Below are 17,180 nucleotides of genomic sequence, written 5' to 3'. Positions count from 1 at the left end.
CCCCGGGGGCGCGGCGGGGCTCAGAAGATGTCCGGCGAGAACGGCCGCAGCGGGGTGCGGAAGAGCAGGTCGGCGCGGGCCGCCGCGCCGGGCGTGGCCTCCTCGACGCGCCCGAGCCGGGCGAGCCGTACCGCCGAGCGGTCGCCGAACGCCAGCGTCCCCAGCTCCGCGACGCCGAGGACGAGGTCGGCGGACGCGTCCGTACGGACGCAGGAGGCGCCCTCCGGCGAGGCGTCGAGGCGGAAGCGCCCGCCCGCGAGGCCGTCCGCGTCCCGCACCTCCAGGACGAGGCCGTCCGTCACCGGGTACGCACGCCCCTCCAGGAGCCGGGGCACGTCCAGGACCCGGACCCACAGCATGTCCGCGTGGGACACCGTCCGCGCCGCGCGCGGGTCCGGAAGCAGCTCCGGCAGCGGGTCGTCGGGCGCGCGGTAGCCGGAGCGGACGGTGGTCACCCAGTCCAGCGAGCAGAGGTAGAGCCACAGGGCGCGCTCGGCGGCCGGGGTGACGGCGATCAGGTCCCGCACGGTCGCGGTGTTCACCGGCTGCTTGGCGTCGTCCCACTTGTCGTCGGTGCGGTACGCCACGAACCCCTCGGGCTCGCCCGACTCCGACCGGTACACCGCGTAGTAGGGCTCCGTCCACGGGTCGAGCTGGAAGCCGAGGCCGGTGCCCTGCGCCCAGAGGCGCTCGGTCCGGTCGGTGACGCCGGCCCGGACCCCGGCCAGCCGGCGGTGCAGGCCGGGACCGATCTTGCGGATCTCGTCGCCGTCGGACAGGTCGACGCGACCGCCGTCCTCGGGGCGGCCCGAGCGGCGCGGATCGAGCCCGGCCCGCCGCAGGTCCACGCTCCACTCGGTGGTCCAGCTCGCCGGACCGAAGCCGAACCGGCCGTAGATCGGGTACTCGGCGGCGATCAGGGTCGCGAGCGCGTCGCCCCGCTCCTTCGCGACGGTCAGGTCGGCGGCCATCATGCGGCTCAGCAGGCCCCGGCGCCGGTGCGTCGGCGAGACGGTCACCTGGGTGATCGCGTCGGCGGTGAGGCCGCCCCCGCCGACCGTGCTGACCTCCTGCCGGAACGAGCGGAAGGTGGCGACGACCCGGTCCCGGTCGAACGCCCCGAGGGTCCGCGCCAGGTCCGTGTGCGGCAGCCGGTCGGCCACGTCCCCGTCGGGCACGACGGGCGGGCGGAGGAAACCGGTGCGCAGACCCCGCAGCCAGTCGGGGAACTCGGACTCCGTCACGGGACGTATGTCGACAGTCATCCTTCGACCCTACGCAGGCCCCGGACGGCCCCGCACCGGATTTTCGACCGCCCCGGAAGCGGGGCGGAAGCACCCCGGGAACGCCTCAGGCCAGCAGGTCGTCCACCTGGGCCTCGCCCTCCCGGTACCGGCGGGCGATCTCCGCCCCGCAGTCGTCGGCCGTCCGCTGGAGCTCCTGCCGGCGCCGGGAGACCTGCTGCTCGTACCCCGCGAGCCGCCCCATCGCCGCGTGCAGCTCGTCGTCCGTGCGGGCCGTCAGGTCCGACAGCTCGACCTCGGACAGCATCTCGTTCGCGAGCCGCCGGTACTCCTCCCCGCGCGGCGTCGACAGCGTCACGTGCCGGGCCGACGTGCGGTGCCGGGAGGGCACGTCCGCGAGGATCTCCGAGAGCCGGTCGAGGACCGGCGCCTCCGGGTCGGTCCGGCGCGCCAGCTCGGCCCGCAGGATGTCGATCCGGCCCTGGAGCATCCGCCGCACGTAGCTCAGGTCGGCCTCGTCGCTCCGGGCGTCCCGGCGCAGCGCGCGCAGCTCGGGCAGCCTCAGCGTGCCGAGGTCCGGCTGCGCCCGGTCCGGCAGGGCGGGCTCGGAGGTCCGCTGCGCGGGCGGCCGCGCCACGGAGGAACCGCCCGCCCGCGTCAGCGGTACGGGACCGGACGGCGTGGGCCCGGTGCCAGGTGCACTCATGAGTTTCGTCCCCTCGACCGGTGCGGAGCCGCACCGCCTGACACGCATGGTGCCACTCCCACCCGTGCACGTGCAGGCGCTCTGCACCCGTTCGGCCCCTCCCGTATTCGGGTGGGTAGGTTGGGGCGCATGCGAGCAGTGGTGCAGAGGGTCGACGGCGCGCGCGTCGTCGTCGCAGGGGAGACCGTCGGTGAGATCGAGGGCGAGGGGCTGTGCGTCCTGGTCGGGGTGACCCATGACGACACCCCGGAGAAGGCCGCCCAATTGGCCAGAAAACTCTGGTCCGTCCGGGTGCTGGACGACGAGAGGTCGTGCTCCGACGTGAACGCGCCGCTGCTCGTGATCTCCCAGTTCACCCTGTACGGAGACGCCCGCAAGGGCCGCCGCCCCACCTGGAACGCGGCCGCGCCCGGCCCGGTCGCCGAGCCCCTCGTGGACGAGGTCGTGCACCGGCTGCGCGAGCTGGGCGCGCACGTGGAGACGGGCCGCTTCGGGGCGGACATGCGCGTCTCGCTCACGAACCACGGCCCGTTCACCGTACTGATCGACGTCTGACGGCCTACGGCTCGACGACGACCTCCTGCGCCGCCGCCGTCGTCCCGGCGACCAGCGGGGCGTCCACCGGAACGTTCCGCTTCACCAGGGCCAGGGCGATCGGGCCCAGCTCGTGGTGGCGGACGGCGGTGGTCACGAAGCCGAGCTGGCGCCCGTCCTCGCCGTCGGACGCGAGCCGGACCGGGGTGCCGTGGCCCGGCAGGAACACCTCGCTGCCGTCCAGGTGCAGGAAGACCAGGCGGCGCGGGGGCTTGCCCAGGTTCTGCACGCGGGCGACGGTCTCCTGCCCCCGGTAGCAGCCCTTCTGGAGGTGGACGGCGCCGCCGATGAGGCCGATCTCGTGCGGGATGGTCCGGTGGTCGGTCTCGAAGCCGAGCCGCGGCCGGTACGCCTCGACCCGCAGCGCCTCGTACGCGAGGATCCCGGCCGCCGGTCCGTGCGAGGCGGCGAAGGACTCCAGGTCGGCGCGGGGCAGGAACAGGTCGCGCCCGTGCGGGGTCTCCCGTACGACGACGCCCTCGGGGGTCTCGGCGACGGAGCCGGCCGGGAGGTGGACGACCGCGGTGTCCTCCGTGCGGTCGGCGACCTCGACCCGGTAGAAGAACTTCATCGACTCCAGGTAGGCGATCAGCTCGCCCTGCGTGCCCGGCTCGACGTGCGCCCACACCGTCTCGCCGTCGTCGACGAGGTAGAGGGCGTGCTCGATGTGCCCGTTGGCGGAGAGGACCAGCGCCTCGGTGGCCCGCCCGGGCGGCAGGTCGGTCATGTGCTGGGTGAGCAGCAGGTGCAGCCAGCTCAGCCGGTCGTCGCCGGAGACGGCGACGACGCCGCGGTGCGAGAGGTCGACGAAGCCCTCGCCCTCCGAGAGGGCGCGCTGCTCGCGGAACAGGTCGCCGTAGTGCGCGGCGACGCCCTCGTCGCGCCCTTCGGCGGCGACGGCGCCGGACAGGGACAGCAGGGGGCTGGTCGTGGAAGGTCGCTGCATGGGGAAAGCCTACGACTCCGTGGCCGGGGCCTGCCGGGGCCGGGGGGCGCGAGGAGGCCTGCCCAGACCCTGCCGGGGCCCGCGAGCACACGAGGGGACCCGTCCAGACCCTGCCGGGCCGCCGGGCCCGGGGAAGCACGAGGAGCCCTACTCCCCCTCCGGGACCTCGCCGCGCTCCTTCGCGGCGCAGTCCCCGCACCGCCCGAAGATCGCGAAGTGCTTCATGTCCGTCTCGAAGCCGAAGGTCGCGCGGAGCTTCCCGGTGAACTCGGCGGCCACCTCGACGTCCGCCTCGATCACCCCGGAGCAGTCCCGGCAGACCAGGTGGAGGTGGTGGTGCCGGTCGGCGAGGTGGTACGTCGGGGCCCCGTGCCCCAGGTGCGCGTGGCTGACGAGCCCGAGCTCCTCCAGGAGCTCCAGGGTCCGGTACACGGTGGAGATGTTCACCCCGGAGGCCGTCTTGCGGACCTCGCAGAGGATGTCGTCGGGCGTCGCGTGCTCCAGCGCGTCGACGGCCTCCAGGACAAGCTGGCGCTGCGGCGTCAGCCGGTAGCCGCGCTGCCGCAGGTCGCTCTTCCAGTCGGTGCTCACCACGCCCCCCAGTGTAGGAGGGCGCGGCGCACGACCCCAGGGCTTCCCCGAACGGCTTCTAGCGGAAGAAGGCGATGCCGTCGTCCGGCATGTCGGGCAGGTTGCGGGCCATCTCCGCGACCTCCTCCGGCGTGACGACCTTCTTCAGGTGCGCCGACATGTACGGACGCAGCGGGACCTCGGGGGTCGCCTTCTCGCCCACCCACATCAGGTCGCTCTTGACGTAGCCGTACAGGCGCTTGCCGCCGCTGTACGGGCCCGAGGCGGCCGTGCGGGCGACGGCGTCCGTCGCCAGGTCGATCTGCGGCTTCTGGTCGGCGAGCTCGCCGTACCAGATCTCCACGACGCCCTGGTCGCGGACCATGACGACCTCGACCTTGCGGTCCTTGTCGATCCGCCAGTACCCGCTCTCGCTCTCCAGCGGACGGACCTTCTCGCCCTTCTCGTCCAGGACCCAGGAGTGCGAGTGGTACTCCAGGAAGTCCCGGCCGTCGTGGCTGAACGTCACGGACTGGCCGAAGTTGCACTTCTCGGCGCCGGGGAAGTCGGAGACGCCCGCGCCCTCCCACGTGCCGAGCAGGAACGCGAGGGGGACGAGGTCCGGGTTGAGGTCGGACGGGATCTCGATCATGAGCAGCTCTGGCGTTCTCTAGAGGGGGATTACCGCTGGCCCTGGTACAGCTTCTTCACGGTCAGACCCGCGAAGGCGAGCACGCCGACGCAGACCAGGACCAGCAGAGCTTCGAAGAAAATGATCACAGGGTGCTCCTCGACTGAGGTGTGAAGGCGGAACGGGCCGGACCCCAGCTTAGTGGCCCGGGGTCCGGCCCACTCGGTGAGGTGGGTCTCGGGAGGGGCCCCGGGACGGGCCCCGCGCGGACGGTCAGCCGAGCAGCTGCGCCTGGAGGGCGACGGTCTGCTGGAACGGCACGGTCGGGGTGCCGCCCTTCCGGGTCTGGGTGACCACCCCGAGGGTGTCCCCGGCCTGGATGTAGGCCCACCGGGTCTGCTCGGGACCGTACGGCTCCGCCTCCGCGTAGCCGTAGAGGGAGAGGTACGGCACGTCGATCTTCCCGACGGACGTGTCGATCTCCGCCTCCTCGACGCCGAGGGGCAGTCCGCTGCTCTTGGAGACCTTCTCCATGGTCACGTCCTTGAAGTCCTCCGCGAACGCCACCGAGGCGAACCGCAGCAGGTGCACCCGGGTGGTCGTGCCGTCCGGTGTGGTCCAGCCGCGGGCGGTGACGTGCCGGAGCGCCGAGTCGGCCACGTACCGCTCCACCTCGCCGCGGTCCTTCTCCGGGAGCAGCGCGAGGTACGAGTCGAGGCCGGCCCAGCCGCCGTTCGACTTCGGGTCGACCGTGGCGCCCGCCGGGGCGGGCAGCAGGAGCTTGCGCAGGTCGGCGTGGTGGATCTCGCCCTCGTTGCCGTCGGTCCACGGGCGCGGGGCGTCCGCGGGCAGCGCCGGGAGGGCGAGCTCCGGGTAGTCCCAGCGGCCGTCGGACTCGGTCGCGAGCCCCGGGACGTCGGTGCGCTCCATGGCGGTGAGGCCCATGGCCGTACCGGCGCCGACGCCGCCGCACACGAGCACGGCGGCGGTCCAGCGGACGACGCCCCAGAGGACGCGGCGGGACTTCTTCGGCGCGGACGCGGACTCGGGCACGGACTCGGGCGCGGGCACGGACTCGGGCGTGGCGGTGGCTTCGGCCGCGGCTCCGGCCGTGGTTCCGGCCACGGTTCCGGCCGCGGCTTCGGGGACGGGCGGGGCGGTCGGCGCGGACGGCTCCGGCGTCAGGATCTGCTCGGTCATACGTATTCCCCCGGGGACTCGATGTGGTCGAGCTGCTGCTTCAGGAGGTCCGCCACGCGCTTCTCGTCGAAGGGCTTGGCGCCCGCCGCCGTGAGGGTGACGGAGACCTCGGAGTCGTACGCGATGCAGATCATCCGCTCCAGCGCCACGGCCCGCTCCTCCTTGTCCAGCGCCTTGTTCTCGGGCGCCGTGTAGCAGACGGCGTTGCGGTGGTCCTTCACCCTGGGGCCCTTCGGGAACTCCAGGGCGTCCATGACCTCCTTGCGCAGCCGGTAGCTGTCCTTGATCTGCTTCTTGTCCTTCATCCGCGCGACCTGGAGGGAGACGACGACGTCGTTGTCGGGGTCGGCGAAGGTGCGGACGCCGACGCCCTGGATGCCGAGCTTGTCGATGTTCTTCTCGAACGCGCGGCGCTTCTTGCCGGAGAGGCCCTCGCCCGCCCGCTTCATCAGCGCGGCGGCCTCCGCGGCGCCGAGCTCGCCGTCGTTCCCGTACAGCTCCTCGTCGGGGCCGAACTCGTACCCCTCGGGCAGCGGGAGGAGCAGCTTGCTCAGCGGGGTGTCGGCCTTGCCGCGCTTCCCGTCGGCGGCCGGGTCCTCGTCCTGCGCGGTCCTCTTCGTCGCGCCCCACACCTGCGTCGGCGCGGTGCGGTCGGCGGAGGAGACGGTGAGGGCGGTGTACGTGACGCCGCCGCCGATCAGGCCGAGGACGAGCACGGAGGGCAGGACGACGCGGAGCAGGACCCGGCCGGCGCCCTTCTTCTTCCCGTTCCCGTTCGCGTTCCCGTTCTCGTTCCCGTTCTCGTTCGCGTCCTTCTCCGGCGCTCCGGTCGTCGGCTCGGCCATGGGTTCGGTCACGTCGTTCCGGTCCTCACTCACAGGCGCCCCAGCTGTCGCTCGGCCAGCGAACGGATGTCGTTCTCGGAGATCTTCTTCGTGTCCACGATGAAGATCTCGACCGCGACGTCGCCGCGGTAGAAGTAGGCCCTGGCCTCGTACATGTCCATGTAGCCGGCCTCCCGCTCCACGGGGAAGACGTAGTAGCGGCCGTTGGACGAGCCCTTGAGCTCCCGGCCCTCGCTCTCCGCGAAGTCCTCGTCCGGCATGTAGCCCTGCTGGTCCTCGACGAACTCCCGGGCTCCGAGGGTGTCGTTCGCGCGGTACTGGATCAGCCGGACCTCGGTCCGCCTGTGCTCACCCGTCGCCCAGGACGCGACGGCGACCCGCCGGACGCCCAGGTCCAGCTGGTGGTCGAGGGCGCCGCCCGGCTCGTCGAACATCGAGGCGAACTCGGGGACGTTCATCCAGCCGTCGTCCCCGGCGTACCCGTCCTTCTTCGCTCCGGCGGGCTTCGGGACCAGCAGCTTCCGCAGGTCGCCCTGCGCCTTCGTCCGGAGGTCCTCCGAGGCCGGGAGCGGCTTCGCCTCCTGCCCCTTCGGGAGGGGCTTCGGCTGGACGAGGCCGGGCTGGTTCAGCGGCGGAAGGGCGGTCGGTTCGCGCTGGGCCTGGATGCCGTAGCCGACGGCGGTGCCGCCGACGAGGCCGATGACGGCGGCGACGGCGATCAGCCCGAGCGTACGGAGACCCCGGCGACGGGGCCGCGCGGCGGGCGCGGGCGCGGTGTCGTCCGGTGTCGTTCTTCCCTGGTCAGGGATGTTTTCTTCGTCGTTCAAGAGTCCCCCCACGAGACCTGAAGCGCGGATTCCGTAACCCGCGCATCCACCTGACACGTGAGGGGCGCATGAGGTTGCAGTGCCGCGCATTACAGTTCGGTGTATGGCGAAGAAGCTCGTGATCAAGGTGACCGCGGGGGCCGATGCCCCCGAACGCTGCTCGCAGGCCTTCACGGTGGCCGCCGTGGCCGTCGCCAGCGGGGTCGAGGTGTCGCTCTGGCTGACCGGCGAGTCCTCCTGGTTCGCCCTCCCGGGCCGGGCCGCCGAGTTCGAGCTCCCGCACGCCGCACCGCTGCCGGACCTGCTCGACTCGCTCCTGGCGGGCGGGCGCGTGACGCTCTGCACCCAGTGCGCGGCCCGCCGCGAGATCACGGAGAAGGACGTCCTGACCGGCGTCCGCATCGCCGGCGCACAGGTCTTCGTCCAGGAGGCGACGGCGGACGACACCCAGGCCCTCGTCTACTGAGACGCCCGCCGGGCGGCTCCTACCGCTCCCGGCGCTTCTTCCCGTCCAGTTCGTCCCACCACTCGTCCGACTGCGGGTCGCCCGAGGGGTCGTCCCACCAGCGGACCCACCCCCGACGCGCCCCTCGCACCGCTCGGCCCCGGAGGGCCTCCCGGGCTTCGGGCCGCTGCGCCGGACTCCGTCCGACGACTCCCGGCCGGCGCCCGGTCGGTCCTGGGCCGCCGGGCGGCTCCTACCGCTCCCGGCGCTTCTTCCCGTCCAGTTCGTCCCACCACTCGTCCGACTGCGGGTCGCCCGAGGGGTCGTCCCACCAGCGGTCCTCCGGGCCCCGGCGGTTGGCGATCATCGCGGCGACCGGGGGGATGACCATGGCGACGACGCACATGGCGACGGCGGCCGGGGTCGAGAAGAGGCGTACGACGGCCCAGGCGCCCACGAAGAGGAACAGGCAGGCGCCCATCATCCAGAAGTAGACGTGGCGGCGGCGTGCGTACACCCCTTCAGCGTACGTCCGCCGGGCGCGCGCGGGCAGACCGAAGGGCCGTGCCCCAAGTCCCGGAATGGCGTCCAACCCCCAGGAGGCACGGCCCTTCGGCCGGTAAGGCGTCGCGGGTCAGACCGCGATGGCGACCTCCGCGAGACCGCCCTTCTGCGCCACGACCTTGCGGTCGGCGGTGCCGCCCGGCACCAGCGCGCGGACGGTCCAGGTGCCCTCGGCCGCGTAGAAGCGGAACTGTCCGGTGGCGGAGGTCGGGACCTCGGCCGTGAACTCGCCGGTCGAGTCCAGGAGGCGGACGTAACCGGTGACCGGCTCGCCGTCCTTGGTCACGAAGCCCTGGATGGTGGTCTCACCGGGCTTGATCGTCGAGGCGTCGGGGCCGCCGGGCTGCGCTCCACACATGCTGTTCTTTCCTTACGGTCGAGGGGTCCGGAAGAAGGGGAGGTCCGGAGGGTTACTTGGCGGCGCCGAGCTCGATCGGCACGCCGACGAGGGAGCCGTACTCGGTCCACGAGCCGTCGTAGTTCTTGACGTTCGGGACCTCGAGCAGCTCGTGCAGGACGAACCACGTGAGCGCGGAGCGCTCGCCGATGCGGCAGTAGGCGATGGTGTCCTTCGCCAGGTCGACCTGCTCGGCCTCGTACAGGGCCTTGAGCTCGTCGTCCGACTTGAAGGTGCCGTCGTCGTTGGCGTTCTTCGACCACGGGATGTTGCGGGCGCTCGGCACGTGGCCCGGGCGCTGCGACTGCTCCTGCGGGAGGTGCGCCGGGGCGAGCAGCTTGCCGGAGAACTCGTCGGGCGAGCGCACGTCGACCAGGTTCTGGGCGCCGATCGCGGCCACGACGTCGTCGCGGAAGGCGCGGATCGAGGCGTCCTGGGCCTTGGCCTTGTACTCCGTGGCCGGGCGGTTCGGGACCTCGGAGCCGTCGACCAGGTCGCGGGAGTCGAGCTCCCACTTCTTGCGGCCGCCGTCGAGGAGCTTCACGTCCTGGTGGCCGTAGAGCTTGAAGTACCAGTAGGCGTAGGAGGCGAACCAGTTGTTGTTGCCGCCGTAGAGCACGACCGTGGTGTCGTTCGCGATGCCCTTGGCCGAGAGGAGCTTCTCGAAGCCCTCCTGGTCGACGAAGTCGCGGCGGACCGGGTCCTGGAGGTCCTTGGTCCAGTCGATGCGGATGGCGTTGCGGATGTGGTTCTTCTCGTAGGCCGAGGTGTCCTCGTCGACCTCGACGACGGCCACCTGCGGGTTGTCGAGGTTGGCCTCGACCCAGTCCGCGTCGACCAGGACGTCGGTGCGAGCCATGCTGTTCTCCTCCGGGGCAGTGTGCGGCGGTGCGGTGCGGGGTGGTGCGGGTACGCGTCGGAAGCGTGCGTACGACGGCGTACGGCTGCGCGGAATGTGGCCCCGACGTCGGTCGACGGGCCGTGAGGAAGGCGGGGTCGGACGTCCCGCTCAGACGGTGCGACAGAGCATGGCGGCGACGCGGCACAGGTCTACTGCCCGCCGCTTCGTGAGATCCGCCTGTCGCTTCATGGTCCCGATCGTAGGGACGGACAGGCGGCCGTGTCACCGGCGTGTCGCATGATGAGACGCGATCGTCCGATATGCGAGACGCGATCACGGCGCGGGGCCGCTCCGGGCGCCTCCGCACCGAGGTGTCCGGTTCTGCTTCTGCGGATCGGACGGCACCGTCTCAGCATGTGACCAGCCGGTAGGGACGGGAGACCGCGCGGCCCCCCGGACGGGCCCCTGGCGGGCTCAGCCCGCCAGGGCTATGTCCCGGCCCGAGACCGTGACCGCCAGGCCCTCCGGGCGCGGCTCGACCTTCTCCACCTTCATGCCGGCGAGCACGTGGAGCGGGCGCTCGAAGTCGGTGCGGGCGCGGACCAGGTCCTCCACGCCCGGGATGCCCTCGCCGGGCACCTCGTCGGCGCGGACCTTGATCGTGTCGCCGTTCACCACGGTCACGGTCGAGAGGACCGAGCGGGTCAGGGTGCGGCCCATGACCTCGACGCTGCCGGTGACCTTCACCTTGCCGTTCTCGCCGTAGGCGAGGGTGGCCTCGTGCTCGGAGGCGGCGGTGAGGTCCGCGTACGAGATGAGGGCGGTGCCGGTCGCGGTGCCGGCCTTCGCGCCCGAGAAGTCGCCGGTCACGGTCACGTCCCGCAGGACGACGTCCAGCTTGCCGACCCGGATCTTCCGGTCGCCCGCCCGCGCCTGGATGCCGGTCGCCCGCACGTCGACCCGGTCGAGGTGCTTGGCCGCCGCCTGGGTGAGGAAGGGGAAGCCCTTGATGTCGACCTCGATCGAGTCGCTCCGCGCGCCGGAGAGCTTCATCCGGCCCGCCGCCTCCGACTCCGCGTACGCCACGGCGAGGCGGTCGATCCCGACGAAGATCCCGCCGAGCACGACGGCCAGGATGAGCAGAATCCGCAGTGCTCGCATGGAATGTGCGTCCCCCCGTGAAAGTTTTCGACCCCCGACACGAAGATCGACGTGCCGGGGGTCCGGTTGGTTCCCGAGTCCGGGCGGTCTCGGGGACGGTCCCGGGTCGCCCCTACGGGACGCCCGGGCGGCACCCGGAGCCGAGCCGTCAGGCCAGGGCGCGGCCCAGCAGGTACACGGCGGGCGCGGCGGCGGTCAGCGGCAGCGCGATGCCCGCGGTCATGTGGACGAACCGCGACGGGTAGTCGTAACTGGCCGCCCGCAGGCCGACGAGGGCGCAGATCCCGGCGCCGAGGCCGAGCAGCGCCCCGGACGCGCCCAGGTCCGTGAACCCGCCGGCCGCGATGCCCGCGCCCGCCGAGGCGAGCAGCGCGGCGACGACCGGGACGGGCCCCGGCAGCGGGAGCGCCTTGGCGAGGACGGCGGCGGCGACCGCGATCCCGCCCACGACCACCGCGTCGGGGGCCGCGCCGAGGTGCCCGGTGGCGATCACGGTCAGGGCCGCCGAGACGACCGTGGCCATCAGGCCGTACATCCGCTCGTCCGGGTCCGCGTGGCTGCGGAGCTGGAGGACGAGGCAGAGCAGCACCCAGGCGCCGAGCGTGCCCAGGATCGCGGGGGCGGCGTTCTCCCGGCCGACGGCGAGCAGGGCGCCGTCGGCGACGAGGCCGCCGGCGAACGCGAGGGCGATGCCCTGCCGGGCCGGCCACATGCCGTTGAGCCGGAACCAGCCGGCCGCGGTGAGCGCCTGGAGCAGGACGAGCGGGAGGAGCAGGCCGTACGGGCCGAGGGCGGCGCCGCCGGCGAGCAGCAGGCCGAGGACCGCCGTCAGGGCGGCGGGCTGCATGCCGGGCTCGATGATCGGCGAGCGCCCCTCGGCGCGGGCGCGCTGGGCGTCGGTGATCCGGGTGTTCCCGGAGGTGGTGGGCGAGGAGTAGGCGGGCCCGTCGCCGCCCGCGGGCCCGTCGTCGCCCGCGGGGGCGGGCGCCGGAGCCGGAGCGGCCACCGGGGCGGGCGCGGGCGCCGGAGCCGGGGCGGCGGTCTGCTGCGGCTGGTACGCGCCCGCGTAGGGCTGCCCGTACGCCTGCGACTGCTGCTCGTGGGACTGCTGCCCGTACGCCTGCGGCTGCGGCTGCGGCTGTTCCCCGTACGCCTGCTGCCCGTAGGCCTGCTGCTCCCCGTACGGCTGCTGCTCCCCGTACGGCTGCTGCCCGTACGCCTGCTGCGGCTCGTGCGCCTGAGCCCCGTACGACTGCGGCGCGTACTGCTGCCGCTCCCCGTACGACTGCTGTCCGTACGCCTGCTCCCCGTACTCCTGCGACCCGTGCTGCCGCTCCCCGTGGGGCTGCTCCCCCCGGGGGCGGACGGCCGGCTGGTACTGGGTGTCCCAGGTCTGGCCCTCCCACGTCTGCGTGACGTCGGGGTCCTGCTGCCCGCCCGCGTACGGGTCGTACGGCCGCTGCCCGCCCGCGTACGGGTCCGGCTGCTGTCCGCCGTAGTGCTGGTCGTTGCTCATTGCTCTGGGGTTCACCCTCCTGCGAACGGGGGGAGCACCTCGACCGTGCCGCCCTCGGCAAGCCGTACGGTCTCATGGCTCCGGGTGCCGACGGGGTCGCCGTCGACCAGGAACGAGCACCGCCGGAGGACCCGGACGAGCTCGCCCGGGTGCTTCGCGCGGGCCGCGTCGAGGGCCTCGGCCAGGTGCTCGGCGGCGTACGGCTCCTCGGCGACACCGGCGGCCGCCTTGGCCGCGGCCCAGTAGCGGATGGTTCCCGCTGCCATAGCGGCGCTCCCTTCGTTCGTGTGCGCGCCGCTCCCATGATGGGCCATGCGCGCGTGGGCCGGACCGGTGACCGCCGTACCGGTGATCCTCGCGGGAGAGCGTGCGCGAACCGCCGCGACACGGACACCTCATCCCTGCGCAACATGGCGTTCCGGGTGCGGGGAGTGAGCGAAGAGACATCCACGATGTGAAATCCGCCCTCTCCACCGGAAGGCATCTGGGCTATTCTGCTGAACAGAGGATCCGGGCGACGCAGCCACCGGGTCCTTTTGCGTTTTCCGACCGTTGTTACGGACGGATGAACAAAAGCTCTCAGGGCGCGAGAGCAGGCAGTGATCCGTACGAAGCAGTGCACGTCCTCGCAGGGACCGAGGAGGAACCGACCTTATGGGCGAGCGAACCGAGCACGATCGCATGACCACGACCGGGGCAGGTGGTGGGCGATGAGTTCACTGCTCCTCCTGACCAACGCCCTCCAGCCGTCGACCGAGGTGCTGCCCGCCCTCGGCCTGCTGCTGCACAACGTCCGGGTGGCCCCGGCCGAGGGCCCGGCCCTCGTGGACACCCCCGGCGCGGACGTGATCCTCGTCGACGGCCGGCGCGACCTCCCGCAGGTGCGCTCGCTCTGCCAGCTGCTGCGGTCCACCGGGCCCGGCTGTCCGCTGATCCTCGTCGTCACCGAGGGCGGCCTCGCGGCCGTCACCGCCGACTGGGGCATCGACGACGTCCTCCTCGACACGGCGGGCCCGGCCGAGGTCGAGGCGCGGCTGCGGCTCGCCACGGGCCGCCGGCAGATCGTCTCCGACGACTCCCCGATGGAGATCCGCAACGGCGACCTGTCGGTCGACGAGGCGACGTACAGCGCGAAGCTCAAGGGCCGGGTCCTGGACCTCACCTTCAAGGAGTTCGAGCTCCTGAAGTACCTCGCCCAGCACCCGGGCCGGGTCTTCACGCGCGCGCAGCTCCTCCAGGAGGTGTGGGGGTACGACTACTTCGGCGGCACCCGTACGGTCGACGTCCACGTACGGCGGCTGCGGGCCAAGCTCGGCCCCGAGCACGAGTCCCTCATCGGCACCGTCCGCAACGTCGGCTACCGCTTCGTCACCCCCGAGAAGGTGGAGCGGGCGGCCGAGGAGGCCCGGGCCAAGGAGGAGGCGCGCGCGAGCGCCCGCGTCAAGGGCGCCACGGAGGAGGTCACCCCCGCGGAGGACAGGAACGTGGCGGACGCCACAGTGCGGCCTGCCGGTAGGTAGGTCCCCCCGCGTAGACTGCCGCGCGTGGCCAAGGTGACGCGGGATGACGTAGCGCGACTGGCGGGTACTTCGACCGCGGTCGTGAGCTACGTCATCAACAACGGACCCAGGCCGGTCGCCCCGGCCACGCGCGAGCGTGTCCTCGCCGCCATCAAGGAGCTGGGCTACCGCCCCGACCGGGTAGCCCAGGCGATGGCGTCCCGGCGCACCGACCTCATAGGCATGATCGTCCCGGACGCGCGCCAGCCGTTCTTCGCGGAGATGGCGCACGCGGTCGAGCAGGCCGCCGCCGAGCGCGGCAAGATGGTCCTCGTCGGGAACTCCGACTACCGGACCGAGCGCGAGATCCACTACCTGCGCGCCTTCCTCGGGATGCGGGTCTCCGGTCTGATCCTGGTCAGCCAGGGCATGAGCGAGCAGGCCGCGAGCGAGATCGAGGCCTGGGACGCGCGCGTGGTGCTGCTGCACGAGCGGCCCGAGGCGATCGACGACGTGGCCGTCGTCACCGACGACATCGGCGGCGCCCAGCTCGTCACCCGCCACCTCCTGGAGCACGGCCACCCGTACGTGGCGTGCCTCGGCGGCGTCCCGAACACCCCGGCCGTCGGCGACCCGGTCGCCGACCACGTCGAGGGCTGGCGGCGCGCCATGGTCGAGGCGGGCCGCCCCACCGAGGGCCGGCTCTTCGAGGCGCCGTACAACCGCTACGACGCCTACCAGGTGGCCCTCAAGCTGCTCGCGGGCCCGGACAGGCCGCCGGCCATCTTCTGCTCCACCGACGACCAGGCCTTCGGCGTGCTGCGGGCGGCGCGCGAGCTGCGCATCGAGGTGCCGACCGAGCTGGCGGTCGCGGGCTTCGACGACGTGAAGGAGGCGGCGCTCACCGACCCGCCCCTGACCACGGTCTACTCGGACCGCCCGGCGATGGCCCGGGCGGCCGTCGACCTGGTCCTCGACGACTCGCTGCGGGTGGCGGGCTCGCGCCGCGAGCGCGTGAAGCTCTTCCCGTCGGCCCTGATCGTGCGCCGCTCCTGCGGCTGCGACGGCGGCGGGCCGGGCCTGGCGCGGGTCTCGACCCCGCGCTGACGCCCGGCCCCGGAGCTTTCGCGGGTCTCGACCCCGCGCCGACGCCCGGCCCCGGGGCTTTGTCCCTTGGTCCCCGTACGGGGCTTTATATCGGGCATACAGGCTTCTGTCGGGCTTCTCAGCCGCTCCTCAGACGGCTCTCATGTACGGATCCGACAGTCTTCCCATGACGGATCACCAGGAGCAGCCGCAGCAGCCGTACTACCCGCCGAGGCCGCCGTACGAGCCGGGGCGGGCCCCGTACGCGCCGTTCACCACCGACCACGGCACCACGATCTGGCCGTCCGGCGCACACGGCGGGCACGTCCCGCCGCCGACGGGCCCGGCGCCCACCGCCACCGTCTCCCCCGTCCCCGCCCCGGGTCCCCGCCGCCGTGCGAAGCGCGGGGTCGGGCTCATGGCGGCCGTGGCCATCGCGGCCGCCGCGATCGGCGGCGGCACGGCCACGCTGGTCCAGCAGCTCGCCGCCGACGGCGCGACGACCGCCTCCGCCTCCGCCCCCGTGGCCGGCACGAACGTGGCCGCGCGCGGCACCGGCACGGTCGCCGGGGTCGCCGCGGCCGTCTCCCCCTCCATCGTGGAGATCTCCGCCGCCTCGAACTCCGGCAAGTCCACCGGCTCGGGCGTGATCATCACCTCCGACGGCGAGATCGTCACCAACAACCACGTGGTCTCCGGCGCCTCCGAGATCACCGTCCAACTGAACGACGGCAAGACCTACCCGGCCGAGGTCGTCGGCACGGACCCCGACAAGGACCTGGCGCTCGTCAAGCTGAAGGGCGCCTCCGGCCTCAAGGCCGCCTCGCTCGGGAACTCGAAGGACGTGAAGGTCGGCGACGAGGTCGTGGCGATCGGCTCCCCCGAGGGGCTCACCGGGACCGTCACCAGCGGCATCGTCTCCGCCCTCGACCGGGACGTGACCGTCGCCAAGGACGAGGACCAGAGCCAGGGGCAGGACCAGGACCAGGGCCAGGGCCAGGACCAGGGCCGGCAGCAGTACGACCCCCGGCAGGGCTGGCCGTTCGAGTTCGGCGGGCAGCAGTTCAACGGCGACACGGGCTCGTCGAAGACCACGTACAAGGCGCTCCAGACCGACGCCTCGCTCAATCCGGGGAATTCCGGCGGCGCGCTGATCAATATGAACGGCGAGATCATCGGAATCAATTCGGCCATGTATTCGCCCAGTTCTTCGAGCGGGTCCACGGCCGGGAGCGTCGGCCTCGGATTCGCGATCCCGGTCGACACCGTGAAGGCCGACCTGGACGGACTCCGCTCGGGCGGCGACAGCTGAACACGTGGGACGCTGCCCCCATGACGGGACAGCAGAACGAAGCCGAGCGGATCCTCATCGTCGACGACGAGCCCGCCGTCCGGGAGGCCCTGCGCCGCAGCCTCGCCTTCGAGGGGTACGGGACGCGGGACGCCGTCGACGGTCTGGACGCGCTCGCCGCCATGGAGGCGTACGCCCCCGACCTCGTCGTCCTCGACGTGCAGATGCCCCGCATGGACGGCCTGACGGCGGCCCGCCGCATCCGGGCGTCCGGCTCGACCGTGCCGATCCTGATGCTCACCGCCCGCGACACCGTCGGCGACCGGGTCACCGGGCTCGACGCGGGCGCGGACGACTACCTGGTGAAGCCCTTCGAGCTGGACGAGCTGTTCGCCCGCATCCGGGCCCTGCTGCGCCGCAGCTCGTACGCGGCGTCGACGTCCGCCGCCCCGGCCGACGACGTCCTCTCCTTCGAGGACCTGCGGATGAACCTGGCCACCCGCGAGGTGACCCGGGGCGGCCGGACCGTGGAGCTGACGCGGACCGAGTTCACGCTCCTGGAGATGTTCCTGGCGCACCCGCGCCAGGTGCTGACCCGCGAGCAGATCCTCAAGGCCGTGTGGGGCTTCGACTTCGAGCCGAGCTCGAACTCGCTCGACGTGTACGTGATGTACCTGCGGCGCAAGACGGAGGCGGGCGGCGAGCCGCGCCTGGTCCACACGGTGCGGGGCGTGGGGTACGCGCTGCGCGGAGGGGGCGGGGAGTGACGACGGTTCCCCCGCGCGGGCCCGCCGCGCCGCCCGCGCCCGCCACCCCG

At 72.8% G+C, this 17,180-nt stretch carries 21 protein-coding genes and 1 pseudogene; 6 read left to right on the top strand and 16 right to left on the bottom strand.

The features are described from left to right. Positions 1-20: 20 nt before the first annotated feature. Entirely contained in the window at positions 21-1,265 is a 1,245-nt protein-coding gene (locus ACIP5O_RS14620; RefSeq protein WP_401292832.1) for a GNAT family N-acetyltransferase, read from the bottom strand. Between the two features lie 85 nt (positions 1,266-1,350). Further along, positions 1,351-1,950, bottom strand: coding sequence for an ABC transporter substrate-binding protein (locus ACIP5O_RS14615; protein WP_401292829.1), 600 nt, complete (start codon positions 1,948-1,950; stop codon positions 1,351-1,353). Between the two features lie 129 nt (positions 1,951-2,079). Between ACIP5O_RS14615 and dtd the strand changes: the two genes are divergently transcribed. Then, positions 2,080-2,505: a D-aminoacyl-tRNA deacylase gene (dtd, locus tag ACIP5O_RS14610; protein ID WP_401292826.1), complete on the top strand. Its 426-nt coding sequence runs from the start codon at positions 2,080-2,082 to the stop codon at positions 2,503-2,505. Between the two features lie 4 nt (positions 2,506-2,509). Here the strand turns inward: dtd and ACIP5O_RS14605 are convergent, their stop codons facing one another. The 6 genes from ACIP5O_RS14605 to ACIP5O_RS14580 form a co-directional block, all read right to left on the bottom strand. Next, complete coding sequence (locus tag ACIP5O_RS14605) at positions 2,510-3,490, bottom strand: YgfZ/GcvT domain-containing protein (RefSeq protein WP_401292824.1); 981 nt, start codon at positions 3,488-3,490, stop codon at positions 2,510-2,512. A gap of 147 nt (positions 3,491-3,637) precedes the next feature. Continuing rightward, on the bottom strand, positions 3,638-4,084 hold the full coding sequence (locus ACIP5O_RS14600) for a Fur family transcriptional regulator (RefSeq protein ID WP_401292821.1): 447 nt from the start codon (positions 4,082-4,084) through the stop codon (positions 3,638-3,640). A 55-nt stretch (positions 4,085-4,139) separates the two neighbouring features. Then, positions 4,140-4,712: an FABP family protein gene (locus tag ACIP5O_RS14595; protein WP_062753387.1), complete on the bottom strand. Its 573-nt coding sequence runs from the start codon at positions 4,710-4,712 to the stop codon at positions 4,140-4,142. Between the two features lie 252 nt (positions 4,713-4,964). Then, a complete protein-coding gene (locus ACIP5O_RS14590) occupies positions 4,965-5,891 on the bottom strand; it encodes a hypothetical protein (protein ID WP_401292818.1) in 927 nt (308 codons plus the stop codon). Then, the gene (locus ACIP5O_RS14585) at positions 5,888-6,748 is read right to left on the bottom strand and encodes a hypothetical protein (protein WP_401292816.1); all 861 of its coding nucleotides are present in this window, start codon (positions 6,746-6,748) and stop codon (positions 5,888-5,890) included. Before ACIP5O_RS14585 ends, ACIP5O_RS14590 begins: the two co-directional genes overlap by 4 nt. A 17-nt stretch (positions 6,749-6,765) precedes the next feature. Then, positions 6,766-7,563, bottom strand: a complete 798-nt coding sequence (locus tag ACIP5O_RS14580; protein WP_401292814.1) for a hypothetical protein — start codon at positions 7,561-7,563, stop codon at positions 6,766-6,768. Positions 7,564-7,666: 103 nt separating this feature from the next. On the opposite strand from ACIP5O_RS14580, the gene ACIP5O_RS14575 reads away from it, so the two are divergent. Beyond that, positions 7,667-8,029: a DsrE family protein gene (locus ACIP5O_RS14575; RefSeq protein ID WP_401292811.1), complete on the top strand. Its 363-nt coding sequence runs from the start codon at positions 7,667-7,669 to the stop codon at positions 8,027-8,029. A 19-nt stretch (positions 8,030-8,048) separates the two neighbouring features. Here the strand turns inward: ACIP5O_RS14575 and ACIP5O_RS14570 are convergent. The 8 genes and pseudogenes from ACIP5O_RS14570 to ACIP5O_RS14535 all read right to left on the bottom strand — a co-directional run. Next, a pseudogene (locus ACIP5O_RS14570) lies at positions 8,049-8,132 on the bottom strand (DUF3099 domain-containing protein); the annotation flags it as partial. Between the two features lie 129 nt (positions 8,133-8,261). Continuing rightward, positions 8,262-8,525, bottom strand: a complete 264-nt coding sequence (locus ACIP5O_RS14565) for a DUF3099 domain-containing protein (RefSeq protein WP_401292809.1) — start codon at positions 8,523-8,525, stop codon at positions 8,262-8,264. Between the two features lie 117 nt (positions 8,526-8,642). Continuing rightward, on the bottom strand, positions 8,643-8,930 hold the full coding sequence (locus ACIP5O_RS14560) for a DUF1416 domain-containing protein (RefSeq protein WP_030220952.1): 288 nt from the start codon (positions 8,928-8,930) through the stop codon (positions 8,643-8,645). Positions 8,931-8,982: 52 nt separating this feature from the next. Continuing rightward, positions 8,983-9,828, bottom strand: a complete 846-nt coding sequence (locus ACIP5O_RS14555; RefSeq protein WP_401292805.1) for a sulfurtransferase — start codon at positions 9,826-9,828, stop codon at positions 8,983-8,985. Positions 9,829-9,978: 150 nt separating this feature from the next. Beyond that, positions 9,979-10,059: a putative leader peptide gene (locus tag ACIP5O_RS14550; protein WP_350203226.1), complete on the bottom strand. Its 81-nt coding sequence runs from the start codon at positions 10,057-10,059 to the stop codon at positions 9,979-9,981. Between the two features lie 225 nt (positions 10,060-10,284). After that, on the bottom strand, positions 10,285-10,971 hold the full coding sequence (locus ACIP5O_RS14545) for a DUF2993 domain-containing protein (protein ID WP_401292803.1): 687 nt from the start codon (positions 10,969-10,971) through the stop codon (positions 10,285-10,287). A gap of 148 nt (positions 10,972-11,119) precedes the next feature. Beyond that, the gene (locus ACIP5O_RS14540) at positions 11,120-12,487 is read right to left on the bottom strand and encodes a hypothetical protein (RefSeq protein ID WP_401292800.1); all 1,368 of its coding nucleotides are present in this window, start codon (positions 12,485-12,487) and stop codon (positions 11,120-11,122) included. 11 nt (positions 12,488-12,498) lie between these two features. Then, positions 12,499-12,753, bottom strand: coding sequence for a MoaD/ThiS family protein (locus tag ACIP5O_RS14535; RefSeq protein WP_401292798.1), 255 nt, complete (start codon positions 12,751-12,753; stop codon positions 12,499-12,501). A 444-nt stretch (positions 12,754-13,197) separates the two neighbouring features. Here ACIP5O_RS14535 and ACIP5O_RS14530 point away from each other — a divergent pair, with 444 nt between their 5' ends. The 4 genes from ACIP5O_RS14530 (at position 13,198) to ACIP5O_RS14515 (ending at position 17,130) form a co-directional block, all read left to right on the top strand. After that, positions 13,198-14,007, top strand: coding sequence for a response regulator transcription factor (locus tag ACIP5O_RS14530; RefSeq protein ID WP_356542943.1), 810 nt, complete (start codon positions 13,198-13,200; stop codon positions 14,005-14,007). A 24-nt stretch (positions 14,008-14,031) separates the two neighbouring features. Further along, positions 14,032-15,093 carry a LacI family DNA-binding transcriptional regulator gene (locus ACIP5O_RS14525; RefSeq protein WP_401292796.1) on the top strand — a complete coding sequence of 354 codons (1,062 nt, stop codon included), beginning with the start codon at positions 14,032-14,034 and terminating at the stop codon, positions 15,091-15,093. A 166-nt stretch (positions 15,094-15,259) separates the two neighbouring features. Then, positions 15,260-16,384 (top strand): S1C family serine protease, encoded by a 1,125-nt coding sequence (locus tag ACIP5O_RS14520; protein ID WP_401292794.1) that lies wholly within the window; start codon positions 15,260-15,262, stop codon positions 16,382-16,384. 20 nt (positions 16,385-16,404) lie between these two features. Next, complete coding sequence (locus ACIP5O_RS14515) at positions 16,405-17,130, top strand: response regulator transcription factor (protein WP_401292791.1); 726 nt, start codon at positions 16,405-16,407, stop codon at positions 17,128-17,130. Positions 17,131-17,180 lie beyond the last annotated feature (50 nt).

It is taken from the genome of Streptomyces sp. NPDC088915 (assembly GCF_044749825.1).
Taxonomy (GTDB): domain Bacteria; phylum Actinomycetota; class Actinomycetes; order Streptomycetales; family Streptomycetaceae; genus Streptomyces.
The sequence above is the reverse complement of the archived record's forward strand: the minus strand, read 5'-3'. Positions and strand labels throughout refer to the sequence as shown.

What these genes read in the sequence shown, in the direction of transcription:
- ACIP5O_RS14620 (WP_401292832.1), bottom strand. Translation starts at nt 1,265, where the DNA reads ATGACTGTCGACATACGTCCCGTGACGGAGTCCGAGTTCCCCGACTGG.
- ACIP5O_RS14615 (WP_401292829.1), bottom strand. Translation starts at nt 1,950, where the DNA reads ATGAGTGCACCTGGCACCGGGCCCACGCCGTCCGGTCCCGTACCGCTG.
- dtd (WP_401292826.1), top strand. Translation starts at nt 2,080, where the DNA reads ATGCGAGCAGTGGTGCAGAGGGTCGACGGCGCGCGCGTCGTCGTCGCA.
- ACIP5O_RS14605 (WP_401292824.1), bottom strand. Translation starts at nt 3,490, where the DNA reads ATGCAGCGACCTTCCACGACCAGCCCCCTGCTGTCCCTGTCCGGCGCC.
- ACIP5O_RS14595 (WP_062753387.1), bottom strand. Translation starts at nt 4,712, where the DNA reads ATGATCGAGATCCCGTCCGACCTCAACCCGGACCTCGTCCCCCTCGCG.
- ACIP5O_RS14590 (WP_401292818.1), bottom strand. Translation starts at nt 5,891, where the DNA reads ATGACCGAGCAGATCCTGACGCCGGAGCCGTCCGCGCCGACCGCCCCG.
- ACIP5O_RS14575 (WP_401292811.1), top strand. Translation starts at nt 7,667, where the DNA reads ATGGCGAAGAAGCTCGTGATCAAGGTGACCGCGGGGGCCGATGCCCCC.
- ACIP5O_RS14560 (WP_030220952.1), bottom strand. Translation starts at nt 8,930, where the DNA reads ATGTGTGGAGCGCAGCCCGGCGGCCCCGACGCCTCGACGATCAAGCCC.
- ACIP5O_RS14555 (WP_401292805.1), bottom strand. Translation starts at nt 9,828, where the DNA reads ATGGCTCGCACCGACGTCCTGGTCGACGCGGACTGGGTCGAGGCCAAC.
- ACIP5O_RS14550 (WP_350203226.1), bottom strand. Translation starts at nt 10,059, where the DNA reads ATGAAGCGACAGGCGGATCTCACGAAGCGGCGGGCAGTAGACCTGTGC.
- ACIP5O_RS14545 (WP_401292803.1), bottom strand. Translation starts at nt 10,971, where the DNA reads ATGCGAGCACTGCGGATTCTGCTCATCCTGGCCGTCGTGCTCGGCGGG.
- ACIP5O_RS14540 (WP_401292800.1), bottom strand. Translation starts at nt 12,487, where the DNA reads ATGAGCAACGACCAGCACTACGGCGGACAGCAGCCGGACCCGTACGCG.
- ACIP5O_RS14535 (WP_401292798.1), bottom strand. Translation starts at nt 12,753, where the DNA reads ATGGCAGCGGGAACCATCCGCTACTGGGCCGCGGCCAAGGCGGCCGCC.
- ACIP5O_RS14530 (WP_356542943.1), top strand. Translation starts at nt 13,198, where the DNA reads ATGAGTTCACTGCTCCTCCTGACCAACGCCCTCCAGCCGTCGACCGAG.
- ACIP5O_RS14520 (WP_401292794.1), top strand. Translation starts at nt 15,260, where the DNA reads ATGACGGATCACCAGGAGCAGCCGCAGCAGCCGTACTACCCGCCGAGG.
- ACIP5O_RS14515 (WP_401292791.1), top strand. Translation starts at nt 16,405, where the DNA reads ATGACGGGACAGCAGAACGAAGCCGAGCGGATCCTCATCGTCGACGAC.